26 protein-coding genes and 1 riboswitch are annotated in these 26,285 nt (G+C 72.5%); of the genes, 12 read left to right on the top strand and 14 right to left on the bottom strand.

Going from position 1 to position 26,285, the window contains the following annotated elements:
* Window positions 1-276 precede the first annotated feature (276 nt).
* Window positions 277-2,319: a HelD family protein gene (locus PJ985_RS10845; protein ID WP_271683443.1), complete on the top strand. Its 2,043-nt coding sequence runs from the start codon at window positions 277-279 to the stop codon at window positions 2,317-2,319.
* A 68-nt stretch (window positions 2,320-2,387) separates the two neighbouring features.
* A complete protein-coding gene (locus PJ985_RS10840; RefSeq protein WP_271683442.1) occupies window positions 2,388-2,963 on the top strand; it encodes a hypothetical protein in 576 nt (191 codons plus the stop codon).
* Window positions 2,964-2,966: 3 nt separating this feature from the next.
* On the opposite strand, the gene PJ985_RS10835 is transcribed toward PJ985_RS10840, so the two are convergent.
* Window positions 2,967-3,728 (bottom strand): copper homeostasis protein CutC, encoded by a 762-nt coding sequence (locus tag PJ985_RS10835; RefSeq protein WP_271683441.1) that lies wholly within the window; start codon window positions 3,726-3,728, stop codon window positions 2,967-2,969.
* Window positions 3,729-3,806: 78 nt separating this feature from the next.
* On the opposite strand from PJ985_RS10835, the gene PJ985_RS10830 reads away from it, so the two are divergent.
* Window positions 3,807-4,478: an HD domain-containing protein gene (locus PJ985_RS10830; RefSeq protein WP_271683440.1), complete on the top strand. Its 672-nt coding sequence runs from the start codon at window positions 3,807-3,809 to the stop codon at window positions 4,476-4,478.
* Here the strand turns inward: PJ985_RS10830 and PJ985_RS10825 are convergent.
* The 3 genes from PJ985_RS10825 to PJ985_RS10815 form a co-directional block, all read right to left on the bottom strand.
* The gene (locus PJ985_RS10825) at window positions 4,447-5,697 is read right to left on the bottom strand and encodes a Cmx/CmrA family chloramphenicol efflux MFS transporter (protein ID WP_271683439.1); all 1,251 of its coding nucleotides are present in this window, start codon (window positions 5,695-5,697) and stop codon (window positions 4,447-4,449) included. The two genes, PJ985_RS10830 and PJ985_RS10825, sit on opposite strands and share 32 nt — an antisense overlap.
* Before the next feature lie 88 nt (window positions 5,698-5,785).
* Window positions 5,786-6,064, bottom strand: a complete 279-nt coding sequence (locus tag PJ985_RS10820) for a DUF4031 domain-containing protein (RefSeq protein ID WP_271683438.1) — start codon at window positions 6,062-6,064, stop codon at window positions 5,786-5,788.
* Window positions 6,065-6,110: 46 nt separating this feature from the next.
* The gene (locus PJ985_RS10815) at window positions 6,111-6,482 is read right to left on the bottom strand and encodes a hypothetical protein (RefSeq protein WP_271683437.1); all 372 of its coding nucleotides are present in this window, start codon (window positions 6,480-6,482) and stop codon (window positions 6,111-6,113) included.
* Between the two features lie 95 nt (window positions 6,483-6,577).
* On the opposite strand from PJ985_RS10815, the gene PJ985_RS10810 reads away from it, so the two are divergent.
* Window positions 6,578-7,525, top strand: coding sequence for a MurR/RpiR family transcriptional regulator (locus PJ985_RS10810; RefSeq protein WP_271683436.1), 948 nt, complete (start codon window positions 6,578-6,580; stop codon window positions 7,523-7,525).
* A 57-nt stretch (window positions 7,526-7,582) separates the two neighbouring features.
* Window positions 7,583-8,515 carry an N-acetylmuramic acid 6-phosphate etherase gene (gene murQ, locus PJ985_RS10805; protein WP_271683435.1) on the top strand — a complete coding sequence of 311 codons (933 nt, stop codon included), beginning with the start codon at window positions 7,583-7,585 and terminating at the stop codon, window positions 8,513-8,515.
* Between the two features lie 176 nt (window positions 8,516-8,691).
* Here murQ and PJ985_RS10800 read toward each other — a convergent pair whose 3' ends face one another.
* Both PJ985_RS10800 and PJ985_RS10795 read right to left on the bottom strand, forming a co-directional pair.
* On the bottom strand, window positions 8,692-10,077 hold the full coding sequence (locus PJ985_RS10800; protein ID WP_271683434.1) for an endo-1,4-beta-xylanase: 1,386 nt from the start codon (window positions 10,075-10,077) through the stop codon (window positions 8,692-8,694).
* Window positions 10,078-10,492: 415 nt separating this feature from the next.
* Window positions 10,493-10,699, bottom strand: coding sequence for a hypothetical protein (locus PJ985_RS10795; protein WP_271683433.1), 207 nt, complete (start codon window positions 10,697-10,699; stop codon window positions 10,493-10,495).
* 125 nt (window positions 10,700-10,824) lie between these two features.
* Here PJ985_RS10795 and PJ985_RS10790 point away from each other — a divergent pair, with 125 nt between their 5' ends.
* The gene (locus PJ985_RS10790) at window positions 10,825-11,793 is read left to right on the top strand and encodes a bile acid:sodium symporter (RefSeq protein ID WP_271683432.1); all 969 of its coding nucleotides are present in this window, start codon (window positions 10,825-10,827) and stop codon (window positions 11,791-11,793) included.
* 67 nt (window positions 11,794-11,860) lie between these two features.
* On the opposite strand, the gene PJ985_RS10785 is transcribed toward PJ985_RS10790, so the two are convergent.
* The gene (locus PJ985_RS10785; RefSeq protein WP_271683431.1) at window positions 11,861-12,430 is read right to left on the bottom strand and encodes a TetR/AcrR family transcriptional regulator; all 570 of its coding nucleotides are present in this window, start codon (window positions 12,428-12,430) and stop codon (window positions 11,861-11,863) included.
* Window positions 12,431-12,539: 109 nt separating this feature from the next.
* Between PJ985_RS10785 and PJ985_RS10780 the strand changes: the two genes are divergently transcribed.
* Together PJ985_RS10780 and PJ985_RS10775 are read left to right on the top strand one after the other, a co-directional pair.
* Window positions 12,540-13,385 carry a class I SAM-dependent methyltransferase gene (locus tag PJ985_RS10780; protein ID WP_271683430.1) on the top strand — a complete coding sequence of 282 codons (846 nt, stop codon included), beginning with the start codon at window positions 12,540-12,542 and terminating at the stop codon, window positions 13,383-13,385.
* A gap of 61 nt (window positions 13,386-13,446) precedes the next feature.
* Window positions 13,447-13,980 carry a GNAT family N-acetyltransferase gene (locus PJ985_RS10775; protein WP_271683429.1) on the top strand — a complete coding sequence of 178 codons (534 nt, stop codon included), beginning with the start codon at window positions 13,447-13,449 and terminating at the stop codon, window positions 13,978-13,980.
* Window positions 13,981-14,091: 111 nt separating this feature from the next.
* On the opposite strand, the gene groL is transcribed toward PJ985_RS10775, so the two are convergent.
* The 4 genes from groL to thrC form a co-directional block, all read right to left on the bottom strand.
* On the bottom strand, window positions 14,092-15,720 hold the full coding sequence (gene groL, locus PJ985_RS10770; protein WP_271683428.1) for a chaperonin GroEL: 1,629 nt from the start codon (window positions 15,718-15,720) through the stop codon (window positions 14,092-14,094).
* A 412-nt stretch (window positions 15,721-16,132) separates the two neighbouring features.
* On the bottom strand, window positions 16,133-16,336 hold the full coding sequence (locus PJ985_RS10765; protein ID WP_010035953.1) for a cold-shock protein: 204 nt from the start codon (window positions 16,334-16,336) through the stop codon (window positions 16,133-16,135).
* 435 nt (window positions 16,337-16,771) lie between these two features.
* Complete coding sequence (locus PJ985_RS10760; protein ID WP_271683427.1) at window positions 16,772-17,047, bottom strand: MoaD/ThiS family protein; 276 nt, start codon at window positions 17,045-17,047, stop codon at window positions 16,772-16,774.
* Complete coding sequence (thrC, locus tag PJ985_RS10755; RefSeq protein WP_271683426.1) at window positions 17,044-18,336, bottom strand: threonine synthase; 1,293 nt, start codon at window positions 18,334-18,336, stop codon at window positions 17,044-17,046. Before thrC ends, PJ985_RS10760 begins: the two co-directional genes overlap by 4 nt.
* 16 nt (window positions 18,337-18,352) lie before the next feature.
* Window positions 18,353-18,494, bottom strand: a riboswitch (SAM riboswitch).
* 119 nt (window positions 18,495-18,613) lie between these two features.
* On the opposite strand from thrC, the gene PJ985_RS10750 reads away from it, so the two are divergent.
* Together PJ985_RS10750 and PJ985_RS10745 are read left to right on the top strand one after the other, a co-directional pair.
* Complete coding sequence (locus PJ985_RS10750) at window positions 18,614-19,609, top strand: glucosyl-3-phosphoglycerate synthase (RefSeq protein ID WP_271683425.1); 996 nt, start codon at window positions 18,614-18,616, stop codon at window positions 19,607-19,609.
* Between the two features lie 185 nt (window positions 19,610-19,794).
* A complete protein-coding gene (locus PJ985_RS10745) occupies window positions 19,795-21,303 on the top strand; it encodes an alpha,alpha-trehalose-phosphate synthase (UDP-forming) (protein ID WP_271683424.1) in 1,509 nt (502 codons plus the stop codon).
* Window positions 21,304-21,372: 69 nt separating this feature from the next.
* Here the strand turns inward: PJ985_RS10745 and otsB are convergent, their stop codons facing one another.
* The 3 genes from otsB to PJ985_RS10730 all read right to left on the bottom strand — a co-directional run bounded on the left by otsB (window position 21,373) and on the right by PJ985_RS10730 (window position 24,067).
* Complete coding sequence (gene otsB / locus PJ985_RS10740) at window positions 21,373-22,212, bottom strand: trehalose-phosphatase (RefSeq protein ID WP_271683423.1); 840 nt, start codon at window positions 22,210-22,212, stop codon at window positions 21,373-21,375.
* A gap of 225 nt (window positions 22,213-22,437) precedes the next feature.
* The gene (locus PJ985_RS10735) at window positions 22,438-22,707 is read right to left on the bottom strand and encodes a DUF3263 domain-containing protein (protein WP_271683422.1); all 270 of its coding nucleotides are present in this window, start codon (window positions 22,705-22,707) and stop codon (window positions 22,438-22,440) included.
* 82 nt (window positions 22,708-22,789) lie between these two features.
* Complete coding sequence (locus tag PJ985_RS10730) at window positions 22,790-24,067, bottom strand: ABC transporter substrate-binding protein (RefSeq protein ID WP_271683421.1); 1,278 nt, start codon at window positions 24,065-24,067, stop codon at window positions 22,790-22,792.
* 234 nt (window positions 24,068-24,301) lie between these two features.
* On the opposite strand from PJ985_RS10730, the gene PJ985_RS10725 reads away from it, so the two are divergent.
* Both PJ985_RS10725 and PJ985_RS10720 read left to right on the top strand, forming a co-directional pair.
* Complete coding sequence (locus PJ985_RS10725; protein ID WP_271683420.1) at window positions 24,302-25,231, top strand: SIS domain-containing protein; 930 nt, start codon at window positions 24,302-24,304, stop codon at window positions 25,229-25,231.
* A gap of 76 nt (window positions 25,232-25,307) precedes the next feature.
* On the top strand, window positions 25,308-26,279 hold the full coding sequence (locus tag PJ985_RS10720; RefSeq protein ID WP_271683419.1) for an ROK family protein: 972 nt from the start codon (window positions 25,308-25,310) through the stop codon (window positions 26,277-26,279).
* Window positions 26,280-26,285: the final 6 nt, after the last annotated feature.

Here is a 26,285-nt window from a genome sequence, read left to right as displayed (position 1 = left end):
GGTACGGAGCGTAAACTCCGGCGGGTGCCGCGGTCGCGTCAGGAGCGGAGATTCACCCGAACGGTCTCCGCCGGGCGTCCGATAATCAGTTGCGAGGCACCGCCCTTCCTCCTAATCTGTCGCCTCCTGCCGCCTTCCCGTTCCCGGGGGAGGCGCCGGCCGCACGGCAACCGGTCGGCCTGCCCGTGACACTCCGCGCCCCTCGCACCGCACACCCGCCGGTTCACCCCGGCCCGGGTGCCGCGCGGTGCCCCGCGCCCTGCCCGGAAGGCCCCCGTGACCACCCCTGCCGACGACCCCCTGCTCACCGAACGCGCCCATCTGGCCCGGGCCCGCGCCGCGTTGCGCGCCATGCGGGCCGATGCGGAGGCGCTGGACATCTCCGACGTCACCGGCAACTGGGTGGACGCCCAGGTGCTGCACTCGCAGATCGCCTCGCGCGTCACCTCCCTCGCCGACCTCCCGGACACCCCGCTGTTCTTCGGACGGCTGGATTACCGGCACCCCCTGGACGCCGACGGGGAGACGGGGACCCGGTTCCACATCGGCCGCCGCCACGTGCACGACGCGCACGGCGACCCGCTGGTCATCGACTGGCGGGCCCCGGTGTCCCAGCCGTTCTACCGGGCCACCAGGAAGGATCCGCTGGACGTGGCGCTGCGTCGCCGCTTCGGTTACGACGGCGGGGAGCTGACCGCCTTCGAGGACGAGCACCTCACCGACCCGGACGAGGAGGAGCGGACCAGCGCCCTGCTCCAGCGGGAGATCGAGCGGCCCCGCGTCGGGCCGATGCGGGACATCGTGGCGACCATCCAGCCCGAGCAGGACGAGATCGTGCGCGCCGGGCCGGCCGGATCGGTGTGCGTCCAGGGGGCGCCGGGCACCGGCAAGACAGCCGTCGGGCTGCACCGGGTGGCGTACCTGCTGTACGCCCACCGCGAGCGGCTGTCCCGCAGCGGCACCCTGGTCATCGGGCCCAACCGTTCGTTCCTGCACTACATCGAGCAGGTCCTGCCCGCGCTCGGTGAGCTGGAGGTCAAGCAGGCCACGGTCGACGACCTGGTCGCGCACGTGGAGGTGCGCGGCACCGACTCCCCGGCGGCGGCGGGCCTGAAGGGTGACGCCCGGATGGCGCGAGTGCTGCGCCGGGCGGTGCGGTCCGGGGTGCGGATGCCGACGGAGCCGGTGGTGGTCGTGCGCGGGTCCCGCCGCTGGCGGATCCCGGCCCACGAGGTGGCGGAGTCCGTGCAGGAGCTGCTGGACCGGGACATGCGCTACGGCGCCGCCCGGGAGGCACTGCCGCAGCGCCTGGCGCACGCCGTGCTGGTGCGGATGGAGCGGTCCGGTGAGGCGCCGGACGACCGCGTGCAGGCGGCGGTCGCCCGCAACCCCGCGGTCAAGGCGGCGGTGAAGGAGATCTGGCCGCAGGTGGACCCGGTGAAGCTGGTGTTCCGGCTGCTGTCCGACGCCGAGTTCCTGGCCGCGCAGGCCGAGGGCCTGTACACCGCGGAGGAGCAGCGGCACCTCCGGTGGGACAGGCCGCCCCGCAGCCTCCGGTCCGCGGCCTGGTCGGCGGCCGACACGGTACTGATCGACGAGGTGCGGGACCTGATCGAACGCACCGGCTCGCTCGGTCATGTGGTGCTCGACGAGGCGCAGGACCTGTCGCCGATGCAGTACCGGGCGGTCGGGCGCCGGTGCAGCACCGGATCGGCGACCGTGCTCGGGGACCTCGCGCAGGGCACCACCCCGTGGGCGACGGCGGACTGGAACGAGGCGCTGTTCCACCTGGGGAAGCCGGAGGCGGCGGTGGAGGAGCTGACCCGGGGCTTCCGGGTGCCGCGCGAGGTGATCGCCTACGCCTCCCGGCTGCTCCCGGTCATCGCGCCCGGCCTGTCGGAGGCGACTTCGGTCCGGGAGACGGCGGGCGCGCTGGAGGTGCGCCGGGTGGCGGAGGAGAAGCTGGACGCGGCCACCGCGGCGGCCTGCCGGGAGGCGCTGGGGCAGCTGGGGTCGGTGGGTCTGATCGCGGCCGATGACCGGATCCCGGCGCTGGCGGAGGCGCTCAGCGGTGCGGACCTGCCGTACCTGGAGCCCGGTCAGGAGACCAGCCGGAGTCACCGGCTGACACTGGTGCCGGCCACCTTGGCGAAGGGGCTGGAGTACGACTACGTGGTACTCGACGAGCCGGCCGCGCTGGTCGGTGCCGAGCCGGACGAACGCACCGGTCTGCGTCGGCTGTACGTCGCGTTGACCCGGGCGGTCTCCGGTCTGACCGTGGTGCACGCGGCCCCGCTGCCGGACCGGCTCACCCGGTAGCCGCAAGCCCGGCGCTGTCGCCGCGGGCCGCCGGGCCGGTCCCGGCACCCGCCATTAGGCTGCGGCTCATGGACTCAGCAACCGGATGTCCGGTACTGGTGGTCGGCGGAACGGGGATGCTGGCCGGGGTCGTGCGCGAACTGTCCCGCCGGGGGCACCCGCTGGCGGTGCTCGCGCGGGACGCCACGCGGCTGCAGGAGGTCACGGAAGCGGCCGGCGGCCGGGATCGCGTCCACCCGATGCAGGTGAACTACGCGGACGCCGAGGCGCTGCGGCCGCGGCTGGAGGCCACCTTGGCCGAGGTGGGGCCGTTCTGCGCCGCCGTGCTGTGGGTGCGCACCCCGCACCGGAGGCCGGTGTACGCCACGGTGGCCCGCTGCCTGGCCGAGGAGGCCGTGGTGGTGGATGTCCTGGGCAGCAGTACGCGGCTGCCCAGGGACATCCAGCCCGAGGTGCCGGAGCCGTTCCGGCGCCCCGGGGTGGTGTACCGGCAGACGGTCCTGGGGTTCGCCGACTCACCTGAAGGCACCCGCTGGCTGCACCACGAGGAGATCGTCGAGGGTGTGCTCGACACGCTGGACGGGCCGGGGGCGAGCGTGGTGGTGGGCCGGCTGCACCCCTGGGAGGACCGTCCGGCGGACTGAGAGTCAGCCGGCGGCGGGGGCGCTCCTTCCCCTGACGGGGGCCGGCACTCCCGCCGGCGGGTGCGGGGCGTCCAGGGTGGTCCGCCAGGCGCGCACCGCCGCCGGGTCCACCGGGCCGTGCCAGCCGCCGAGCCGGGCCGCGCCGCCGATGTGGAAGGCGTCGAGGCCGGCGTCGCGCAGGGCGGGCAGGTGTTCCAGCCGAAGCCCTCCGCCGACCATGATGCGCGCCCCGTAGCCAGGCTCGGTGGTGGCGGTGCGGGCTGCTTCGGCGCTCAGCACTGCCTGGCCCGCGCTCACTCCTGCGGCGGAGCCCGCCGTGAGGTAGGTGTCGAGACCGGGGAAGGCGTCGAGCTGTCTGCGCAGAGTTTCCCGGTCGGCGGCCCGGTCGATGGCCCGGTGGAAGGTCCAGCGGGCGCCGCCGACCGCCTCGGTCAGGGCGGTGACCGCCTGCAGGTCGGGGCGGCCCGCCGGGTCGAGGAAGCCGAGCACGAACTCTTCGGCTCCGTCCGCGCGCAGCGCCCGGGCTGCGGAGCACAGGGCGTCGAGCGCCTCGGGCTCCCCGGCGGAGAAGCCGTCGGTGGCCCGCAGCATGACCCGCAGCGGGAGGTGGACCGCGTCCCGGACGGCACGGAAAGTCTCCCGGCTGGGGGTGAGGCCGTCCGCGGCCATGTCGGTGACCAGTTCGAGGCGGTCGGCGCCTCCGGTCTGAGCGGCGAGGGCGTCGTCGGCATTGAGCGCGATCACCTCGAGGAGTGGTCTAGACATGTAACGACCCTGTCATATACACGCGACAGAAGGAAGGTCCAGACCAATTCCCGGTACGGAACACGCCAGAATGGGGGCATGCCCGCACTGCCTGACGACCACACCGACACCGATCTGCTGCCGCGCTTCACCGCACTCGTGGACCGCGCACGCGACCGGGCCCGGGACGGTGGGGCCGGCCCGCTCGGCGCCGAGCTGCTCACGCGCTGGGCCGAGCCACAGCGGCACTACCACACCACCGACCACCTCCGGGCGGTCCTGGACCGCCTCGACGAGCTGGCCGGCCGTGCCGCGGACCCGGAGGCCGTCGAACTCGCCGCCTGGTTCCACGACGCGGTGTACGACCCGGCCGACGCGACGCCCGCCGGCAACGAGGAACGGAGCGCGGTGCTCGCCGAGCAGCGGCTGCCCGGCGTCGGCCTTCCCGCGGACCGCACCGCCGAAGTGGCCCGGCTGGTCCGCCTCACCGCCGGGCACGACCCGGCCCCCGGCGACACCAACGGCGCCGCACTCTGCGACGCCGACCTGGCCGTGCTCGCCGGCTCACCCGAGGAGTACGCCGCGTACACCGCCGCGGTCCGGCAGGAGTACGGCTTCGTGCCGTCCGAAGCCTTCCGGCAGGGCCGCGCCCGGGTCCTGCGGGGGCTGCTCGGCCTCCCCCGGCTGTTCCGCACCCCGTACGGGGCGGAACGCTGGGAGGCTACCGCCCGCTACAACCTCACCGCGGAGCTGGAGCTGCTGACCCGCTGACGCCCGCGGCGACCACCCGGGACCGGCGGTGGGCACGGACCTGCAGCGCCGTGCAGCCGACGGCCGCCAGCGCCAGGGCCGCGCCCGCCCAGGCGGTGCGCGCGTAGCCGAAACCGGCGCTGATCACCAGCCCGCCCAGCCAGGGGCCGAAGGTGTTGCCGATGTTGAAGGCGGAGGTCGTCGTGGCCCCCGCCAGGGTCGGGGCGGCGTTCGCGACGTTGAACATCCGGGCGTTCAGCGCGGGCGCGGCCAGGAAGGCGGCCGTGCCGAGCAGGGTCGAGAGCACCACCAGGACGGCCGGGTTCTGCGCGGTGAGCGCGATCAGGGCGAGCACCACGGCAGCACCCCCGAGCCCCGCGTACATGGTCCCGAACAGGTTGCCGTCGGCCACCCTCCCGCCGACGACCGTGCCGATGAGCGCCCCGGCGCCGAACAGTCCGAGCACCACCGGCACCCAGCTCTCCGGCAGGCCGGCCACCTCGGTGAGCACCGGCGCGAGGTAGGAGAAGAAGCAGAAGGTGGCGGCGGCGAACAGCGCGATGGTCACCATGGCCAGCCATACCTGCCCGTCCCGGTAGATCCGCAGCTCCGTGCGGAGCCGCGGCCGGTCCGCACCCGTCGCCGGCCGGGTGTGCGGGACCAGCGCGAGGACGCCCACCAGGGCCACCGCGCTCATCACCGCGACAGCCCAGAACGAGGAGCGCCATCCGAAGTGCTGCCCGAGCAGGGCTCCCCCCGGCACCCCCGCGATGTTGGCGATGCTCAGCCCGCCGACCATGACGGCCATCGCCCGGGCCCGGGCGTTCACCGGAACCATGGACACCGCGACGGCCGCCCCGACCGCCCAGAACCCGGCACAGGCCAGGGCGCTGACCACCCGCGAGGCGAACAGCACCCCGTAGGTGGGAGCCACCGCCCCCACCACCTGGCCCAGCCCGAAGACAGCGAGCAGCACCACGAGCGTCGTACGCCGCGGCAGCTGGAGGGTGGCCGCCGCGAGCAGCGGCGCACCGATCACCATCCCGATGGCGAAGGCGGAGATCAGCAGCCCGGCCGTCGGGATCGAGACGTTCAGGTCGTCGGCGAGCGGCGGCAACAGTCCGGCGAGCATGAACTCCGAGGTACCGAGGGCGAAGACCGCCATGCCCAGCACGTAGACGGCGGGTGGCAGGCGGCGGGACGCGCGGCTCGGGGAGGGCTCGTCAGGGGATGCGGGCACGTGCAGTCCCAACGGCACCCCCCGACGCCGCATTCCCCCCGGCCGGTGACAGTTCGGTCAAGAACGGAGCTGATCCGCCACGGAACGGTCAGCGCACGGACGCGGGCCGGTGCCGCTTGCGCCGCCGCAGGCCCGCGGCGGTCAGCCGGCGGACGACCTCCCGGCTGCCGATCTCCACCGCGCCCAGCCGCACCGCCGCGGCGTAGTGCTCCGCGGGCAGGTCGTAGTGGTCCCGGTCGAACGCCCGGGGAGGGCAGCCCAGCCGGGCCGCGAAGCCGTGCAGTTCGGCGTAGGAGCTGTCACTGACCAGGTGGGACCAGAGCCGGCCGTGCCCCGGCCAGGTCGGCGGATCGATGTAGACGGTCATCAGCGGTTCCTCGGTCCCTTTCGCTGCCTCGGTCCCCTTCGGTGCCTCAGTCCTCGTGCCGGTCCCCCGGCAGCCCGCCGACCGGGGCCACCGTCCGTCCGGTGGCCTCGCACACCCAGTACGGATCCTCCCCCAGCTCGGGGTGGACCTGCAGGGCGTGCGGCTCCTCGCTCGCACAGAGCGGGCACAGCGGCCAGCGGCCGCTGCGCTCCAGCAGGGCGTCCTGCATGTCCTGCGCCAGCAGCCCCGGGAGGAAGGCCGCACCCTCCGGCCACTGATCGCACCACCAGCGCCGGTGCGACACCGCCTCCTCCAGCAGGGAGACTTCCTCCGGGCCCGCCACCGCGCCGGCCCCCAGGTCGGCCAGTACGCGTGCCCGGCCCGCATGGATCGCCTCTTCCGAAGATCGCTGCTGCATACCCACCATTGGACCAAAGTCCCGGCGACTTGGGGACCGCGGAGGGGTTGACGGAGAAACCCACCCGAAAATACCTTTCACCTGTGAGGAATGCTATGAAGGAAAATTTCGCCCGTCGCGGCGGCAGAGCGCGCCCGGCCCCGGCGGCCCCCCGGCCCGCTCCGCCCGAGCCCGCGGCTCTGGCCGCGAAAGTGCGGACCATGGCCCCCTCCATGACCCGTTCCATGCAGCGCGTCGCCGAAACCGTCGCCGCCGATCCGGCGGGCTGCGCGGTGCTCACCGTCACCGCTCTCGCCGAGCGCACCGGCACCAGCGAGGCCACCGTCGTCCGCACCGCCCGGCTGCTGGGATACCCCGGCTACCGGGACCTCCGGCTGGCGCTGGCCGGGCTCGCCGCCCAGCAGGCGTCCGGCGCTGCCCCCGCGGTCACCGCCGACATCTCGGTCGACGACCCGATCGGCGAGGTGGTGGCCAAGCTCACCCAGGACGAGCGGCAGACCCTCACCGACACCGCCGGCGCCCTCGACCTCACCCAGGTCGAAGCGGCCGTCAGCGCGATGGCCACCGCCCGGCGGATAGACGTCTACGGCGTCGGCGCCTCCTCCCTCGTCGCCCAGGACCTGGCACAGAAGCTGCTGCGCATCGGCCTGGTGGCGCACGCGCACGCCGACCCGCACCTCGCGGTGACCAACGCCGTCCAGTTGCGCACCGGGGACGTGGCCATAGCCATCACCCATTCCGGCCGCACGGTCGACGTCATAGAGCCGCTGCAGGCCGCCTTCGACCACGGCGCCACCACGGTGGCCGTGACCGGGCGCCCGGACGGCGAGGTCACGCAGTACGCGGACCATGTGCTCACCACCTCCACCGCACGCGAGAGCGAGCTGCGCCCGGCGGCGATGTCCAGCCGCACCAGTCAGCTGCTCGTCGTCGACTGCCTCTTCATAGGTGTCGCCCAGCGCACCTACGAGACAGCCGCACCCGCCCTGCACGCCAGCTACGAAGCGCTTGCCCACCGTCACTCGCCCCGCGAGCCGCGCTGAGGCCCACCCCGGGCCCCGCGTTCATGTCCACGACCGCACCCGGAGAGCCGCTCCCCCATGTCCACTTCCCACGGTGATCTGCAGGCTCAGCTCGCCGCTCTCACCACCGAGGCGCACCGGCCCGACCTGGCCGGGATCGACCGCAGGGCGACACTCGACATCGCCCGCGTCATGAACGCCGAGGACGCCGGCGTTCCCGCGGTCGTCGCGGCCCGCCTGCCCGAGATCGCCGCCGCCATCGACGCCGCCGCCGAGCGGATGGCCCGCGGCGGCCGGCTGATCTACCTGGGAGCCGGCACCGCGGGCCGGCTGGGCGTACTGGACGCCAGCGAGTGCCCGCCGACGTTCAGCACCGGCCCCGGTGAGGTCGTCGGCCTGATCGCGGGCGGGCCCGGAGCCTTCGTGACCGCGGTGGAGGGCGCCGAGGACAGCAAGGAGCTGGCCGCCGAGGACCTGCGGGCCCTCGCCCTCACCGCCGATGATGTCGTCGTCGGTGTCTCGGCCTCCGGACGCACCCCGTACGCCGTCGGCGCCGTGGAACACGCCCGGGCCGTCGGGGCGCTGACCATCGGGCTGTCCTGCAACGCGGGCTCGGCGCTCTCCGGTGCGGCCGAGCACGGCATCGAGGTGGTGGTCGGCCCGGAGCTCATCGCCGGCTCCACCCGGCTGAAGGCCGGTACCGCCCAGAAGCTGGTGCTCAACATGATTTCGACGATCACGATGATCCGGCTCGGCAAGACCTACGGAAACCTCATGGTCGACCTGCGGGCCTCCAACGAGAAACTGCGGGCCCGCTCCCGGCGCATCGTCGCCCTGGCCACCGGGGCGTCCCCGGCGGACATCGAGCAGGCCCTGACGGCCACCGGTGGCGAGGTGAAGCCCGCCATCCTCACCCTGCTCGGCGGGGTCGACGCCCCCACCGCCGCCCGGCTGCTGGCGGAGTCCCACGGGCACTTGCGCGCCGCCCTCACCGCGGCCGAAGCCGGCTGACGTCCCGGCAGGCCGCGGGACGGCGTACGTGAGCGGGGCGTACGCGGCAGAACACCCGGCGGGGTGGGCCTCCGGGCGCAGGAGGTCCACCCCGCCGGGCTCAGGAGCGCGGCGCACCGGCCTGTTGCACGTCAACCCCCCGGCCGGCGCGCCGCGCGCTCACTGGTTCCCGCCGGTCAGTTGACCGAACAGGAGCCGAGACTCGGAGCGGACCAGTTGCCGTTCGCCATGACCGTGAATCCGAAGCTGGTCGATGCTCCGGCGGACAGGTTCCCGTTGCCGTTGGGCCGCATCGTCATGACGTTCCCGCTGCTGTCCCAGGTCGGGCTGCCGTTCCAGGTGGCGGAGATCCGCTGGCCGTTGCTCACGGTGACGTTCACCCGCCAGCTGCTGATCGCCGAGCTTCCGGCCCGCACCGTCACCCTGCCGTTGAAGCGGTCACCCCAGCGGTCGGTCTGCTCGTAGGTCACAGAGCAGGCACCGGTACCCGGAGGCGGGTTGGTACCGCCGCCGGAGCCGCCCAGGGCCTGCAGCACCGCGTCATAGGCGGGCTTCTTGTTGTAGTTGCCGTCGAACAGCAGCGGGGTGCCGCCGCTGCGCCACGAGTACTTGTCGGTCACGCCCCACACCGAGATACCGGTGCAGCGGGAGACGCCCAGGCAGGCCTCGATGACGCGGCGGTAGTTGTCGGCCTGAGCCGCTCCGGAACCCTCGATGTCCAGCTCGGTGATCTGCACGTCGACACCGAGGTCGGCGAAGCGCTGCAGGTTCTGCTGGTAGTTGCCGGGCACCGGCGACTGGGGGTTGAAGTGCGACTGGAAGCCGACGCAGTCGATCGGTACGCCGCGCGCCTTGAAGTCCCGCACCATGTCGTACACGGCGTTGCTCTTGGCGTTGATGCCGTCGGTGTTGTAGTCGTTGTAGCAGAGCTTGGCGTTGCCGTCCGCGGCGCGGGCGGTCCGGAACGACTCCTCGATCCAGCTGTTGCCGATCTTGTCCTGGAACGGGGAGCTGCGCCGGGCGCCGCTGTTGCCGTCCTGGAAGGCCTCGTTCACCACGTCCCACGAGTGAATCTGGCCCCGGTACTGCCCCATCACACGGTTGATGTGGTTGTTCATCTCCGTACGCGTGTCTGCGGCGCTCAGGTTGTTCATCCAGCCCGGCAGCTGGGAGTGCCAGACCAGCGTGTGGCCGCGGAGGGACATCCCCTGGGAACGCGCGTGGTTCACCACCCGGTCGGCGTTGGTGAAGGTGAAGTTGCCGCGGGAAGGCTGGACGGACTCCCACTTCAGCGAGTTCTCGTGGGTGACGCTGTTGAACTCGCGGTTCAGCACGGCCACGTAGTCCGACTCGCTGAGCCGGTTGTGGGCCACCGCGGTGCCGAAGTACAGCCCCTTCGAGGCCGCCGCCTCCGCCAGGGTGTGGTTGCTGGCGGTGGCGCTGCCGGACATGCCGGCGAGGCCCGTCGCGGAGAGCACACCGACCAGACCGGCGGTGAGCACACGACGGGTGAACGAGCGCGTTCTCGGACGTTTCCGTCCGTGGGAGGACTGACTGATCATTGCTACCCCTTCTGTGGGACCCGGGCACGGAGACATGGGGATGCCCGGGCGTGGCGTGCCGTTCGCGGCTCCGCGGCTCGCTCCCCCGGTCGGCGACCGAGTGAGGGATCCGTGGCGATTGGCAACGATCGAAGTGGAGTATGTGCCGATGACGAGGGCACGTCAATGTTTCTTACCGGTAACTTTCCGAAATAATTCTCGGACCCCGGGCACCCATAGATCGATTCGACCTGCACTGATGCCCGACTGCCGAGAACGTCGCAGGTAGATGACTCGAGGACGACCCGCGATAATTCTCGGAGCTCTTCCGGGAGTTCCTTGATCCATCTCGCCGGCCTCCGCTCCGAGGGCCACGTCGGCCCTCCCCCGGACCTGTCGGCACCGGCGGACTCACCCCGCCGTACGACCCACGCGCTCAGCCCTGACGCGGGACGGGGTCCGGGGTGAGACCGCGGGCGAAGCCGAGGGGCAACAGAGCGCCGACGACCACGACGAGGCCGGTCAGGGGAGGCAGCACGGCGGCCGTGAGCAGGTCGGTGCGGGTGAGGGACACCAGAAGCCCCGTGAGGGTGAGTCCCAGTACCGCCCCCACGAGGGCAGCGAGTGCTCCGACGAGGGTCACCGTCCCGGAGCTGGCGGAGGGGGCATACCGTCGGGACGGTGCCCGCTCCGGCCGCGAACGCCGGTGCCGGCCGACGTCACCGCACCCCTCTCCCGCACGCGTCCACGTCCGCAAGGAGTCAACCCGTGCCCCACCCCCTGGTTGAACGGCTGGAACACCACCAGGTGAGCGTCTATGTGGGGGCGATCACCGTCGGCGTGCTGTGCGGCTGGGCAACCCCCGGTCTCGGCGGCGCGCTGGAGTACGCGGTCACTCCCGTCCTGGCGGCGCTGCTGTACGTCACTTTCCTCCAGGTCCCGGCGGCCGACCTGCTGCGTGCGCTGCGGGCCGGCCGGTTCCTGGCCGCCGTGCTGGCGGTGAACTTCGTGGTGGTCCCGGTGGTCGTGGCGGTGATGTTTCCGCTGATGCCGGCCGACCAGGGGTTGCGGCTGGGCATGCTGCTGGTGCTGCTGGCGCCCTGCGTGGACTACGTGATCGTCTTCAGCCGCCTGGCCGGCGGCAGCGCCGACCGGCTGCTGGCGGCCACCCCGTTGCTGCTGATCGCGCAGATGCTGCTGCTCCCGCTGTTCCTGCTGGCGTTCCTCGGCCCTGACCTCGCCGAGGTGGTGGAACCGGGCCCGTTCCTGCACGCGTTTCTCACCCTGATCCTCGCGCCGCTGGTGCTGGCCTGGGCCACCCAGGCCTGGGCCCGGCGGGCCCCGCCGGGCCGCCGGGTGGCGGCGGGCGCGGGGAACGTGATGGTGCCGCTGATGGCCGCCACCCTGCTGTCGGTGGTCGCCTCCCAGGTGCCGAAGCTCGACGGCCGGGTCATCGAGGTCGCCGCCGCGGCACCGTTCTTCGTCGCCTTCCTGGTGGTGATGGCCCTGGCCGGCCGGGTACTTGCCCGTGCCTTCCGGCTCGACGTGCCGGAAGGCCGCGCGGTGGTCTTCTCCGGCGCCACCCGCAACGGGCTGGTGCTCCTGCCGCTGGCCCTGGCCCTGCCCGGTGACCTCGCCGCCCTGGCGCCCCTGGTCATGGTGGGCCAGACCCTCGTCGAGGTGGTCGGCATGGTGGTGTACGTCCGCCTCGTCCCCCGCCTCCTCCCTCAGCGCTGAGGCCCGGCGAGGGGCGCGGGACGGGGGCCGTCCCGGGGCCGGTCCTCAGGGCCGGACGGCCGGGCGCCTACTGCGGGAAAAGGGCACCGACGAGCTGTGTGATCCGTGCGCGCGGATCCGGCGCACCGTCCCAGGCGGTCATGATCAGGTGGTGCGCGGTACCCGTGACGGCGAGCGCCAGGGCCTGTGAATCGGCCACCTCCGGGACGCGGCCCCGCTCCTTCTCCGCCTCCAGATAGGTGGCCAGCGCGGCCTCCACGGTGGGGAGCCCCGGAGCGCCGTCCGCCATGGCCTGCCGGACCCGCGAGGACACCGTGGCCCGGGTGAGCGCGAGCGCGGCGACGGCCGGAGCCTGCGGACGCAGGAGCACCAGCGCGACGGCGCCGACGTTTCCGGCCACCGTGTCCCGGCCCACGCGCCCGGGCAGTTCCCGGACGCTCTCGGCAGCCTCCGCGAACAGGTTGAGGACCAGCTGTGCGGCGAAGTCGTCCAGGTCGGCGAAGTGGTTGTAGAGCACGCCCTTGGAGCAGCCCGCCTCCTCGGCGATGGCCCGGTTGGTCAGGCCTGCGGCGCCCTCGCGCACCAGCAGGCGTTCAGCCGCTTCGAACAGCCGCTGCCGGATGTCCGTGATCGCCACGCCACGCGGTGACATCGTTCTCCCCTTGCAAGTATGGGCACTCGCCCATACTGTATGGGCACTCGCCCATACTAGCGTCCGGAGTCCGCTCCGGAACAGGAGGCTCACCATGCACCAGATCGTCAACACCGGGCAGGCCCAGGCCTGGAACGGCTACGAGGGGCGCCACTGGACCGAGCACCAGGACCGTTGGAACGCCGTCAACGCCGGGTTCAACGAGCCGCTGCTCCGCGCGGCCGGCATCCGGGAGCACGACAGGGTTCTGGACATCGGCTGCGGCGCCGGGCAGATCACCCGGCTGGCCGCCCGGCAGGCAGCGCAGGGCAGCGCCAGCGGCCTGGACCTGTCGGGCCCGATGCTGGAGCGTGCCACCGCCCGCGCGCAGGAGGAAGGGCTCGGCAACGTGACCTTCGAGCAGGGGGACGCCCAGGTGCACCCGCTCCCCTCGGCCGGCTTCGACGTGGCGCTGAGCCGGTTCGGGATCATGTTCTTCGCCGACCCCGTCGTCGCGTTCGCCAACATCGGGCGGGCGCTGCGGCCGGGCGGCCGGCTCACCTTCGTGTGCATGGCCGACCCGCGGCGCAACGAATGGGTCCAGGTGCTCTCCGCCATGAACAGCCATGTGCCTGCCCCTGACCTGGGCGCCGCCGACGCCCCGGGCATGTTCTCCCTCGCCGACCCGGAGCGGATCCACGGTGTCCTGACGGAAGCCGGCTTCGCCGAGGTGTCGGCCGAACCCGTCGAAACGCCCACGCTCTGGGGCCGGGACGCGGCGGACGCCGCAGACTTCATGCTCGCCTCCGGCCCCAGCCGCTCCTTCCTGGCCGGAGCCGGAGCGGAGGCCGCCGACCAGGTCCGGATGTCACTCCTCCACGCGCTCCGCCCGCACGAGGCGGCCGACGGCGTCCGGCTGCGCGGCTCCGCCTGGCTGGTCACCGCCACCCGCGAGCGCTGACCGCCTGCCGCCGGGCCCGGCAGATTAACGCCGCGGCCCTCCTTGCCGGGAGGATGGGGGCATGACCGAGATACAGACTCCGCGCCTCATCCTCCGGCGCTGGCGCGATGACGACCTGGCCCCGATGGCCGAGATCAACGCGGACCCGCAGGTCATGGAGTGGATCGGTGACGGCTCGGTCCAGAACCTGAACGCCACCGCGGCCTCCATCGAACAATGGGAGGAGGAGTGGGACGACGAGGGCTTCGGCCTCTTCGCCGTGGAGGTCCTGGCCTCGGGTGAACTGGCCGGCTTCACCGGCCTGTCCGTCCCCGAGTTCCTGCCCGAGGTGCTGCCTGCCGTCGAAATCGGCTGGCGGCTCGCCCCGCAGTTCTGGGGCCAGGGCTACGCGTCCGAAGCCGCGCACGCCGCGATGGAGTTCGCACTCCAGGATCGCGGCCTCGACCGGCTCGTCAGCATCGCCCGCATCGGCAACGACGCTTCCGAGAACGTGATGCGGAAGCTCGGCATGACCCCGGAGCGCGAGACCGAGCACCCGGTGTACGGCTTCCCGCTGCGCGTCCACGCCATCGACCTCACCGAATACGCCGCCTGAGCCCGGCCGCCGCACGGCGTGACGGATCCCGGGCGCGCGGAAGGGCGGCACTCCGGGAGGAGTGCCGCCCTTCGCGGTACTGCGTGGCGCGGACCGCCGACCCGGGTGGGGTCAGAAGTCCATGCCACCGCCCATGCCACCGGTCGGGTCCGGGGCGCCGGCCCCGGCCTTCTCCGGCTTGTCGGCGATGACAGCCTCGGTGGTGAGGAAGAGCGCCGCGATGGACGCGGCGTTCTGCAGCGCGGAGCGCGTCACCTTGGCCGGGTCGATGATGCCCGCGGCCAGCATGTCGGTGTACTCGCCGGTCGCGGCGTTCAGGCCGTGGCCCGGGGTCAGGTTGCGCACCTTCTCCACCACGACACCGCCCTCAAGGCCGGCGTTGACCGCGATCTGCTTGAGCGGGGCCTCCAGGGACAGCTTGACGGCCGCCGCACCGGTGGCCTCGTCACCTTCGAGGTCCAGCTTGTCGAAGACCGCGGAAGCCTGCAGCAGAGCCACGCCACCACCGGCGACGATGCCCTCCTCGACGGCGGCCTTGGCGTTGCGCACCGCGTCCTCGATGCGGTGCTTGCGCTCCTTGAGCTCCACCTCGGTGGCGGCGCCGGCCTTGATGACGGCCACGCCGCCGGCCAGCTTCGCGAGACGCTCCTGGAGCTTCTCGCGGTCGTAGTCCGAGTCGGAGTTGTCGATCTCGGCGCGGATCTGGTTGACCCGGCCCTGGACCTGCTCGCTGTCGCCGGAGCCGTCGACGATGGTGGTCTCGTCCTTGGTGATGACGACCTTGCGGGCGCGGCCCAGCAGGTCGAGACCGGCGGTCTCGAGCTTGAGGCCGACCTCCTCGGAGATGACCTGACCACCGGTGAGGATGGCGATGTCACCGAGCATGGCCTTGCGGCGGTCACCGAAGCCGGGGGCCTTGACGGCCACGGACTTGAAGGTGCCACGGATCTTGTTGACGACGAGCGTGGACAGCGCCTCGCCCTCGACGTCCTCCGCGATGATCAGCAGCGGCTTGCCGGACTGCATGACCTTCTCGAGCAGCGGAAGGAGGTCCTTCACGTTGCCGATCTTGGAGTTGACGATGAGGATGTAGGGGTCCTCGAGCTCCGCCTCCATGCGCTCCATGTCGGTGGCGAAGTAGGCCGAGATGTAACCCTTGTCGAAGCGCATGCCCTCGGTGAGCTCGAGCTCGAGCCCGAAGGTCTGCGACTCCTCGACGGTGATGACGCCTTCCTTGCCGACCTTGTCCATGGCCTCGGCGATGAGCTCGCCGATCTGGGGGTCGCCGGCCGAGATGGAGGCGGTGGAGGCGATCTGCTCCTTGGTCTCCACCTCCTTGGCCTGGTCCAGGAGGGCTTCGGACACCCGCTCGACGGCGGCCTCGATGCCCCGCTTCAGGGCCATCGGGTTGGCGCCGGCGGCAACGTTGCGCAGGCCCTCGCGGACCAGCGCCTGCGCCAGGACGGTCGCGGTCGTCGTGCCGTCACCGGCGACGTCGTCCGTCTTCTTCGCGACCTCCTTGACCAGCTCGGCGCCGATCTTCTCGTAGGGGTCCTCCAGCTCGATCTCCTTGGCGATGGACACACCATCGTTGGTGATCGTGGGGGCTCCCCACTTCTTCTCGAGGACGACGTTGCGGCCCTTGGGGCCGAGCGTGACCTTGACGGCGTCGGCGAGCTGGTTCATCCCCCGCTCGAGGCCGCGCCGTGCCTCCTCGTCGAACGCGATCATTTTGGCCATGTGAAGTGGTCCTCCCGGATACGGGGTGGATTGCTCCGGACCGCGCTGGCGCCCGCGACGGACGGCCCACGGCCTGACGGTTCCTTGCTCCGTCCGGCCTGCGGGCCTCACCGACCCGGTCCTGTTTCTGTCACTCTCACCCGCAGAGTGCTAACGCCATGATTAGCACTCGGGGCCCGAGAGTGCAAGCGCCCGGAGGTGGCACGGCGCGGGAGGAAGCACCCGGGACGGCCGGATCCGGAGGGGTGCGCGCGAGCCCCGGGCGAGCGCCGCCCCCGCTGGAGCCGGGCGTACGCGGCAGGGGCAGGGGGCAGGGGCGGCTGGCCGCCGGGCCGGGCACGCTTCAGGGCCCGCCTGCCCCGTGCCGGGGAGAGCGGGCCCTGATGTGGTCTGCGTGATGACGTGGTGCTGTTCAGGCACTCACCCGGACCATGTCGGCCTGCGGACCCTTCTGCCCCTGCGAGATCTCGAACTCGACCCGCTGTCCTTCTTCCAGAGTGCGATAGCCGTCCATCTGGATCGCGCTGTAGTGGACGAACACGTCCGCACCACCGTCGACCGCGATGAAGCCGTATCCCTTCTCCGCGTTGAACCACTTGACGGTGCCCTGAGCCATTTCCAAACTCCCCTATTGCCGGCCCTGTCACGAGACCGCACTTCACGGCCCGGGTCGGCCCTCAGACCTCGCCCCCGGACGTTGGGGGCGTGCGCCGGAACGCGTCGACCGCCGCTGAATGTATCTGTCCAAACGCCCTCTGCAACAGGCCAGGCGGGTGAGAATTCTGGAAACGCCGAAACGGACGAAAGGGCTGAACTGCCGCCACATCGGGAGTTTTGCGGCGCGACAAAGTGCACCAATCCGACACATCGTGCGTCGAAAATAGGCGCGAAGTAACGCTCATTCATATGCGGCCGGCACGGCCGAAGGGCCCGGTTCCGCCACTCTATCGCCCGCTCAGCACCGAACCGCCCCGAGGCTCCTGTCTCGGGGCGGTCCGGTTCTGAGGGCGCAAAGCCGGCCCACAATACAGCGGGCGACGAAAGCGGAGGATCAGCCTCCGGCCACCGCGGGGATGATGGAAACACCGGCACCGTCCGGCGTCTTCGTCTCCAGGCCTTCGGAAAAGCGCACGTCATCGTCGTTCACGTACACATTGACGAAGCGGCGCAGCTTGCCGCCGTCGTCCAGTACCCGGGCACTGATCCCGGTGTGGTTCTTCTCCAGGTCGGCCAGCACCTCGGCGAGCGTGGTGCCCTCGGCGGCCACCTCGGCCCTGCCGTCGGTGTAGGTACGAAGAATGGTCGGGATCCGGACAGTTACGCTCATGCCAGGCCAGCCTCTCGGAACGATTCCAGGTTCGGGCGGATGATCGCGGACGGGCCTGTGGTCGGGGCCACCGCGTCCAGGGTCTTCAGGCCGTCGCCGGTGTTGAGCACGACGGTGGTCAGCGACGGGTCGAGGGCACCGGCCTCGATCAGCTTCCGGGTCACGCCCACGGTCACCCCGCCCGCGGTCTCGGCGAATATGCCCTCGGTCCGCGCCAGCAGCTTGATGGCGTCCACCACCTGCTCATCCGTGACGTCCTCGACCGCACCGCCGGTGCGCCGCGTGATGTCCAGGACGTAGGGGCCGTCGGCCGGGTTGCCGATCGCCAGCGACTTGGCGATCGTGTCCGGCTTGACCGGGCGGATCACGTCGTGCCCGCCCTTGAACGCCTGGGACACCGGGGAGCAGCCCTCGGCCTGGGCCCCGAAGATCTTGTACGGCTTGTCCTCGACCAGCCCGAGGTCGATCAGCTCCCGCAGACCTTTGTCGATCTTGGTGAGCTGAGAGCCGGAAGCGATCGGGATGACCAGCTGGTCCGGCAGCTGCCAGCCCAGCTGCTCGCAGATCTCGTAGGCGAGGGTCTTGGAACCCTCCGCGTAGTACGGGCGGAGGTTGACGTTGACGAAGCCCCAGCCCTCGCCCGCCGGGTCACCGATGAGCTCGCTGCAGAAGCGGTTGACATCGTCGTAGTTCCCCTCGATGCCGACGACCTCGCCGCCGTACACCGCCGCCATGACGACCTTGCCCTGCTCCAGGTCATGCGGAATGAACACGCAGGAACGCAGCCCGGCGCGCGCCGCCGCCGCGCCGACCGCACCGGCCAGGTTGCCGGTGGAAGAGCAGGACAGCGTGGTGAACCCGAAGGCGCGGGCGGCCTCCACCGCGTTCGCGACGACGCGGTCCTTGAACGAGTGGGTCGGGTTGGCCGAGTCGTCCTTGACGTGCAGGGCCCCGGTGATGCCGAGCTCGGCGGCCAGCCGGTCGGCACGGACCAGCGGGGTGCAGCCGGGGTTCAGGTTCGGCTTCCCGGCGACGTCCGCCGGTACCGGCAGCAGCGGGGCGTAGCGCCAGATGCTGTTCGGGCCGGCCTCGATCCGCTTGCGGAGGCCCTCCGGGTCGCCGGCCGGGAAGTCGTAGGCGATTTCCAGCGGGCCGAAACACTCCGCACAAGCGAAGACCGGGCCGAGCGCGAAGCGCTGCCCGCACTCCCGGCAGGAGAGCGCCGAGGCCGGACCGAGATCCACGGAACGGGCAGCTGAATCGGTGGTGGGTGCGGTGAGCACGGACATGCGCGAGGCCCTCTTCTCCTCATCTTCCCTGCGACGGCTTTCGCCGCAGGACGGATTTGGCACCTTCCCCACCGGGAGCCTCGCTTCCTTGCTGCGAGACCGGCGGGAGGGTTGCCGGGGCTTCTTCGGGCCGTTCCCTCTGCCCCTCTGGATGAGCTGTTTTCGATTATTTGCAACGTCCCCGATTTGTTGGGGCCGCATGCACTGTCCAGACTGTAACGGACGGCCCCGGGAGGGGACGGAGCCGTCCGATTCCCGAGACACCGAGGAGCGATCCGTGCTGGAAGAGGCAGAGAAGTGGCTGCGCCTGCGGTCCTCGGCCGCCGCCGACCGCCCGATGTCGCGTCTGCTGGCCGCGAAGCGGGCGGCCGGCGCGGCGGGCAGCGTCAGCGTGGTCCTCCCCGCTCTCAACGAGGAGCCCACCGTCGGCGCGATCGTGGAGACGATCCGCCGGGACCTGATGGAGGAGGTGCCGCTGGTCGACGAGCTGCTGGTGCTGGACTCCGGCTCCACCGACCGCACCGCGGAGGCCGCCGCCGCGGCCGGCGCCAAGGTCGTCCACCGCGACGAGATCCTGCCCCGGCTGCCCGCGCTGCCGGGCAAGGGCGAAGTGCTGTGGCGGTCCCTGTTCGCCGCCCACGGCGAGATCATCTGCTTCGTCGACGCGGATCTGCGGGAGTTCGACTCCCGGTTCGTCTCCGGCATCCTGGGCCCGCTGCTCCTCGAGCAGGAGGTGCAGATGGTCAAGGCCATGTACGACCGGCCGCTGGAGCACGGCACCGGTTCCGGGGCGGGCCAGGGCGGGCGGGTGACCGAGCTGGTGGCCCGGCCGCTGCTGAATCTGCACTGGCCGGAGCTGGCCGGCGTGGTGCAGCCACTGGGCGGTGAGTACGCGGCCCGCCGTTCGCTGCTGGAGCAGCTGCGATTCCCCGTCGGGTACGGGGTCGAGATAGGGCTGCTCGTCGACACGCTGCGGCTGGCCGGCCTGGACGCACTGGCCCAGGTCGACGTCGGGGTGCGCCGGCACCGGCACCAGGACGGGCAGGCGCTGGGCCGGATGGCCGCCGCGATATACCGCACCGCACAGGCCCGGCTGGACGGCAGCGCGCCGGTACGGGCCCGGATCACCCAGTTCGAGCGCGGCCCGGAGGGCGGCTTCGACCCCTGCGACCACCCGGTGGACACCGTGGAACGACCCCCGCTGGTCACGGTGCCGGAGTACGCCGCCGCGCGCGCCGCCCGGCGGGCGTCGGCGGCAGGCCGGGCGGCCTGACCCCCGGCCCGTCCGTGCGTCCGGCCTTCCGGGACCCGGTGCTGCCCGGATCGCGGACAGCGACGGGTCCGGAATGCGGGCGGGGCGCGGGCACCGCCCGGAGCCTGCGGGGTGGCGGACACCCGGCGGGGGAGACGTGACCGGTCACACGTTTGACCGGGTGAGCCGGTGGCTAAGCTCCGCGCATGGTCTCTGAGCAGCAACAGCACGCGAACGGCTCCGCGCCGGGCGCGCAGGGCCGGCCGGTACAGGTTCTGGTCGCGTCCAATCGCGGCCCGGTGAGCTTCAGCCGGTCCGCGGACGGCACGCTCACCGCCCGGCGGGGCGGGGGCGGGCTGGTGTCCGGGCTGAGCGCCCTGGGTCCGGGCGCCGGGACATGGGTCTGCGCGGCCCTCAGCGAGGACGACCGGGAGGCCACGCGCCGTGCCGCGGGGCCGCTGGACCCGGCCGACACCGGCGGGCAGGCCGTGCGGATGCTCGACATCCCGGCCGCCACCTTCGACGCCGCGTACAACGGCATCGCCAACTCCGTGCTGTGGTTCGTGCACCATCTGCTGTACCGGACACCGGTGGAGCCGGTCTTCGACCGCGGCTTCGAGGCCCAGTGGGCGGAGTACGAGGCGTACAACGCGGCCTTCGCCGACGCGCTGGCCGAGGAGGCCGCCGAGGGCGCGCTGGTGCTGGTCCAGGACTACCACCTCGCCCTGGTGCCCGGGCTGCTGCGGGAACGCCGCCCCGATCTGCGGATCGGGCACTTCTCGCACACCCCCTGGGCGCCGGTGGACAGCTTCCGGGTACTGCCGGACGAGATCGCCCGGGCAGTTCTGCTCGGCATCCTCGGCGGCGACCGGGCGGCGTTCCTGACCTGGCGCTGGGCGGAGGCGTTCGTCAGCTCCTGCCACGAGCTGCTGGGCGCGGAGGTCAGCGACCACGGGCACGAGCTCCAGGTCACGCACGAGGGCCGGAGCACCCGGATCGGGGTGCACGGTCTGGGAGCGGACGCCGAGTTCCTGCGGGAGCGGGCGGCCCGGCCCGACGTGGCCGAGCGGCTGGCCGACCTGCGCGAGCAGGTCGGGACCGCACCGGACGGCAGCCCGCGCCGCACGATCGTCCGGGTGGACCGCACCGAGCTCTCCAAGAACATAGTCCGGGGCCTGCTGGCCTACCGGCGGCTGCTGGAGGACCGCCCCGAGTGGCTCGGCCGGGTGGTGCACGTCGCCTTCGCCTACCCTTCACGGCAGGATCTGGAGGTCTACCGCGACTACACCGCGGAGGTGGCCCGGGTCGCCGACGAGATCAACACCACGTTCGGCCAGGAGGGCTGGACGCCGGTGGTGCTGCACGTGAAGGACGACTTCGCCCGGTCCCTGGCGTCCTACCGGCTCGCCGACGTCGCCCTGGTCAACCCGATCCGGGACGGCATGAACCTGGTTGCCAAGGAGGTGCCGGTGCTGTCCGAGGAGGGCTGCGCGCTGGTGCTGTCCCGGGAGGCCGGCGCCTGGGCCGAGCTGGGGGACGACGCGCTGGTGGTCAATCCGTACGACATCGCGGGCACCGCCCGCGCGCTGCACGAAGGGCTGACCATGGATCCGGGCGAGCGGGCGGAGCGCACCAAGCGCCTCGCCTCCTCGGCCACCGCGCTGCCTCCGAAAGCCTGGTTCCTCGCCCAGCTCAACGCCCTGCGCAACAGCTGAGCCCGGCACCGAGCCGCTCCGAGCCCCCCGCACCGGCGTCGGCGCAGGGGGCTCCGGCGTGCCTGGGGGTCACTCGGGCGGAAGGGCCACGGAAAGAGCGGTCAGCAGGGCCACCACACCCGCCGGGCCGTCCACCGTGAGGTCCGCGGCCTCGGCGAGCTCCGCCACCTCGGTGCTGCCGCTGCACACCCGCAGACCCGGCACGCCGGCCTCCCGCAACCGGGCGACCGCGTCGAAGGCCGCCAGGTCGCCCAGGTCGTCACCGGCGTAGAGCACGGAGGTGGCGCCGGTCTCCCGCACCAGATCGGTGAGAGCCCTGCCCTTGTCGGCGCCCGGCGGACGCAGCTCCAGCACGAAGCGGCCGGGCTCCAGGGTGAGCCCGTGCCGGGCGGCCAGGGCGTCCAGGGGGTCATGGAGCGCCTGGAAGGTGCCCGCCGGGTCGGCCGCCCGGCGGGTGTGCACCGCCAGGGCCACTCCCTTGTCCTCGATGTGTGCCTGGTCCGAGGGCACGGTGTCCCGCACCAGCCCGGGGAGCTCGGCCCGGGCGGACATCACCCCGGGGTGCGGGGGCGGCGTGCGCAGCGCGCCGGTGGCCGCGTCCCAGCGCTCCGCGCCGTAGGCACCCAGCACGATGAGCCCTTCGAGCCCGGGGGCCCGGTCGAGGCCGCCGAGCCGTACGGCGGCCTCCGCGGAGCGTCCCGTGATGACGGCGACCACGCCGATCCGCCGGGCCAGCCTCGCCAGGGCGGGCATGGCCTGGGAGTGCGCGCGGGCTTTTTCGGGGTCGGGCACGATCGGGGCGAGCGTGCCGTCGTAGTCGAGCGCGACCAGCGCGCTTTCCGGCCGGTCGAGCAGTGCGGCCAGGCCTGCGGTGCCTGCGGCCGTTTTCGGTTCGGGAAGGCTGCCCATGTGTCCGACCCTAACCGGAGCGTGCCCGGCGCGCCGCCGCTGTTTCGGTCATCACCTGCGGACACATCCGGCCGCGGAGACGGCCCCTGGTGGGTCCGGGCGGCGGGGGCGGCTTCCGGGAATCCCTCGGCGGGGTGCGGTCCGCCCGGGTGATGGCCCTTCCGCTCCCCGGGGGAGAGACCACCGGCCGGAGCTTTGGGCGGTGGGCGTCGGGGTTGGTGGGCGTCAGGGGCGGTGGGCGCGGCGGGCACTGCGCAGCCGCCGCAGCCGGTTGACCGTGACGGGGTCGTGGGCGAGCGCCTCGGGGTCGTCGAGCAGGGCGTTCAGCAGCTGGTAGTAGCGAGTCGGTGAGATGCCGAGGCGTTCCCGTATGGCGCGCTCCTTGGCCCCCGGGCCGGGCCAGCCATGGCGCTCCACCGCGAGCACGGCCCGGTCCCGGTCGGACAGGCCGTGCTCCGTCGGCTTGCGGGGCGGGGGCTGCTGCGCGTCGCTCACGCGGGAATCGTAGTCACCCGCTCCGCCGGGGACGAGCCGGGCCGGAGGCCGTCCCCGGCGGAGCGGGTGACCGGACCGGGCGCTATCCGTGCGCCAGGTCGGCGTCCACGGCCTGCCGCTGCAGGGAGGACAGGACATAGGAGATGTCGCTGCCGGGCTGCACCGCCTCGCCGATGCGGGTTTTGAGCGCGCCGGCCACCTCGGCCCAGGAGATCTTGCCCACCGGGTAGGACACGGCGCCCGGCAGCTGGCTGAGGAAGGGCCGGAGCCGTTCGTGGTCCTCGCTCTCCAGCATGGCCTGGTGGGCCGGGGTGGTGACCGGGAGCAGCTCGTAACGCTCGGCGAAGCTCGCCACGTTCTCGGTGGTGTAGACGAAGTCCAGGAATGCTTTCACCGCTGCGCGGTGGTCGGTGCGGGAGAAGCCCATGAGCCAGTCGGCGACGCCCATGGTCCGCTCCGTGGGGCCGTGCCGGCCCGGCACCTGCGCCAGGCCGTAGTCGATCTTGCCGCGCTCCGCCTGCCTCAGCAGGGAAGGGTGGCCGTTGAGCATCCCGACCTCGCCGGCGGCGAAGCCGGCGAAAACCTCCCGGCGGGCGGTGGCCGCCGGGTCGCCGCCGCCGGTGAGGCCCGTGCCGACCAGCTCGTCCCGCAGCCAGGTGAACGTCTCCATGTTGGCCTCGGAGTCGATGGTGTACACATCGCTGCTGTCGGTGAGATGGCCACCGCCGGCGAGCATCCACTGCAGGCACTCGGCCTGCGCCTCCTCCGGTCCCAGCGGCAGGCCGTAGGGCACCGGGACGCCGGCGTCGGCCAGGGCCCTGGCAGCGTCACGCAGCTCGTCCCAGTCCCTCGGTGGTGTGTCGGGGTCGAGCCCGGCGTCCTGGAACAGCGCCTTGTTGTAGAAGAAGAGCCGGGTGCCGGCCACGAAGGGGATGCCGTACTGCACCCGCCGGAACTCCCCTGCCTCGGCCAGCGCGGGGATGAAGTCGGACTGGACGGCCAGCGAGAGGATCTCGCCGACCGGGTGGAGCTCGCCCAGCGCGGCGAAGTCGGCGTAGGAGCCCATCTGCGCGATGTCGGGAGCCCGGCCGGCCTTCACCATGGCGGCCACTTCCGCGTCCACGTCGTCCCAGCCGAACACGCTGACGTCGACCCGTATGCCGGGGTTCTCCTGCCGGAACTCCTTTGCCAGTTCGTTCCAGTACCGCTCGGAGCTTCCGCTGTCGGAGTCGTCTCCGTACTCGGCCGCGACGAGTTTGAGGATCACCTCTCCGCTGCCCGCATCGGCACTGCCGCAGGCCGAGAGACCTGCGGCGCCGGCAAGCCCGGCCGTCAGGCCGAGGAACTGGCGACGTCGCACGTTCGTCACTCCCTTTTCCGACAAGCTGGGTGGAGCTCATGGCGTCACGCCTGGCGCGACGGACAGCAGTGTGCCGCCTGGTGCGCGGGTCATGACCCGCCGAACACGTATCGCTTCTGCAACAGGAGTGGCCCGGAGCACGGGACAGATGATCTGCTGCCGACGTCCCGTGCACCGATTCCAGCCGACCGATCCACCAGCCGAACACCCGCCCGGCCGAGGGAGACTGACCGCATGGCAGCCGCACTGTCCCGCACTGCCCGAGAGATCGCCGCCCAGCCCGACTGCTGGCGGCTGGCCGCGCGGCACGCGACCGGCCTGGCCGACGCGCTGCCGGAGCCCGGCGAGCGGGTGGCGGTCACCGGCTGCGGCACGTCCTGGTTCATGGCGCAGGCCTACGCGGCGCTGCGCGAGCAGGCCGGCCAGGGGGAGACACACGCGTTCGCGGCGTCGGAGTTCCCAATGCGCCGCACGTACGACCGGGTGGTCGCGATCACCCGGTCCGGGACCACCTCGGAGGTGCTGCGGCTCCTTGAGGGGATGCGCGCGGCCGGTCCCGGGCCCGCCCTGGTCGCGCTGACCGCCGATCCGGGGGCGGAGGTGATCCGGCTGGCCGAGCAGGTGGCGGTGCTGGACTACGCGGACGAGGAGTCGGTGGTGCAGACCCGGTTCGCCACCAGCGCGCTGGCGCTGCTGCGGGCCGGACTGGAGGCGCACGGCCCGCTGCCGGCCGGGGTCCGAACGGTTGCCGAGGCCGCCACCGACGCCGAACGGGCCCTGAGCGGGCCGTTACCCGCGGGTGCCGGCGAGGCGGAGCAGTGGACTTTCCTGGGCAGCGGCTGGGTGTACGGGCTGGCGCAGGAGGCCGCGTTGAAGATGCGGGAGGCGGCCGGAGCCTGGGCTGAGGCGTATCCGTCCATGGAGTACCGGCACGGACCGGTCGCGATCACCGCACCGGGCCGGGCGGTCTGGCTCCTCGACGCGACGCCGGACGGGCCGGCGGCGGACGTGCTGCGGGCCGGGGGCACCCTGGTGGAGCACGGCGGCGGCTGCCCGACGGCGGATCTCGTGCGCGTCCAGCGCCTCGCGGTGGCCGTCGCTGAGAGCCGCGGACTGGACCCTGACCGGCCGCGCAACCTGAGTCGCTCAGTGATCCTTCCGTAACGATTCCGGAATCCGTACCGACAGTTCCACCCACTGGACTAGACCTCTCACCCGGTTACGGGCGAGACTGTCCCGTGTGACTTTCCGGGAAGACCAAGAGGCGTCGGCGGCCGAGCCCGCGCCGGAGTACGTCCTCGCCCTCGACGTCGGCGGCACCGGCATGAAGGCGGCGCTGATCGGGCGCGATCACACACTGCTGCACGAAGCCCGGCGGGCCACCGTGCAGAACGGCGGCCCGGACGCCGTGCTGAAGGGCGTGCTCACCTTCGCCGAGGAGTTGTGCGCCCTCGGACGGGAACGGTTCGGCCGGAGCCCGGCCGCCGCGGGCGTCGTCGTGCCGGGCATCCTCGACGAGGCGGCGGGCGTGGTCCGCTTCGCCGCCAATCTCGGCTGGCGGGACGTACCGCTGCGCCGGCTGCTCGACGAGCGTCTCGCGGGGGTGCCGGTGGCCCTCGGACACGATGTACGGGCCGGCGGGCTCGCAGAGGGCCGGCTCGGCGCCGGGAACGGAGCCGACCGGTTCCTCTTCGTTCCGCTGGGCACCGGCATCGCCGGCGCGATCGGCATCGAGGGGCGGGTGGAACCGGGCGCGCATCACGGCGCGGGAGAGATCGGGCACCTCGTGGTCCGGCCCGGCGGCCCGCCCTGCGGCTGCGGACAGCGCGGCTGTCTCGAAGTTCTCGCCTCCGCATCGGCCGTCGGCCGCGCCTGGGCACGCGCCTCCGGTGACCCGGCGGCGAACTCGGCGGACGCGGCCCGGGCGGTCGCCGCCGGCGACCCCCGGGCCCGCGAGATCTGGCAGCAGGCCGTGGACGCCCTCGCCGACGGACTGATCCTCTCGGTCACCCTGCTCGACCCGGAAGTGGTGATCATCGGCGGCGGACTCGCCGAAGCAGGAGACACGCTCCTCGTGCCCCTGCGGGAAGCGGTGCGCAGCCGGATCACCTTCCAGGCACAGCCCACGATCATCCCGGCGGCGCTCGGGGACGCCGCCGGATGCCTGGGCGCGGGACTTCTCGCCTGGGACCGACTTTCCGCGGAGGTTTGAGTACCG

Origin of the sequence: Streptomyces sp. ACA25 (genome assembly GCF_028200735.1) — a bacterium.
Classification (GTDB): Bacteria; Actinomycetota; Actinomycetes; order Streptomycetales; family Streptomycetaceae; genus Streptomyces.
Note: the sequence above shows the minus strand (reverse complement) of the source record. Positions and strands in the feature narration are given on the sequence as shown.

Coding starts and splice junctions, on each gene's coding strand:
- PJ985_RS10840 (WP_271683442.1), top strand. CDS start 2,388: ATGGACTCAGCAACCGGATGTCCGGTACTGGTGGTCGGCGGAACGGGG.
- PJ985_RS10835 (WP_271683441.1), bottom strand. CDS start 3,728: ATGTCTAGACCACTCCTCGAGGTGATCGCGCTCAATGCCGACGACGCC.
- PJ985_RS10830 (WP_271683440.1), top strand. CDS start 3,807: ATGCCCGCACTGCCTGACGACCACACCGACACCGATCTGCTGCCGCGC.
- PJ985_RS10820 (WP_271683438.1), bottom strand. CDS start 6,064: ATGACCGTCTACATCGATCCGCCGACCTGGCCGGGGCACGGCCGGCTC.
- PJ985_RS10815 (WP_271683437.1), bottom strand. CDS start 6,482: ATGCAGCAGCGATCTTCGGAAGAGGCGATCCATGCGGGCCGGGCACGC.
- PJ985_RS10810 (WP_271683436.1), top strand. CDS start 6,578: ATGAAGGAAAATTTCGCCCGTCGCGGCGGCAGAGCGCGCCCGGCCCCG.
- murQ (WP_271683435.1), top strand. CDS start 7,583: ATGTCCACTTCCCACGGTGATCTGCAGGCTCAGCTCGCCGCTCTCACC.
- PJ985_RS10800 (WP_271683434.1), bottom strand. CDS start 10,077: ATGATCAGTCAGTCCTCCCACGGACGGAAACGTCCGAGAACGCGCTCG.
- PJ985_RS10780 (WP_271683430.1), top strand. CDS start 12,540: ATGCACCAGATCGTCAACACCGGGCAGGCCCAGGCCTGGAACGGCTAC.
- PJ985_RS10775 (WP_271683429.1), top strand. CDS start 13,447: ATGACCGAGATACAGACTCCGCGCCTCATCCTCCGGCGCTGGCGCGAT.
- groL (WP_271683428.1), bottom strand. CDS start 15,720: ATGGCCAAAATGATCGCGTTCGACGAGGAGGCACGGCGCGGCCTCGAG.
- PJ985_RS10765 (WP_010035953.1), bottom strand. CDS start 16,336: ATGGCTCAGGGCACCGTCAAGTGGTTCAACGCGGAGAAGGGATACGGC.
- PJ985_RS10760 (WP_271683427.1), bottom strand. CDS start 17,047: ATGAGCGTAACTGTCCGGATCCCGACCATTCTTCGTACCTACACCGAC.
- thrC (WP_271683426.1), bottom strand. CDS start 18,336: ATGTCCGTGCTCACCGCACCCACCACCGATTCAGCTGCCCGTTCCGTG.
- PJ985_RS10745 (WP_271683424.1), top strand. CDS start 19,795: ATGGTCTCTGAGCAGCAACAGCACGCGAACGGCTCCGCGCCGGGCGCG.
- otsB (WP_271683423.1), bottom strand. CDS start 22,212: ATGGGCAGCCTTCCCGAACCGAAAACGGCCGCAGGCACCGCAGGCCTG.
- PJ985_RS10725 (WP_271683420.1), top strand. CDS start 24,302: ATGGCAGCCGCACTGTCCCGCACTGCCCGAGAGATCGCCGCCCAGCCC.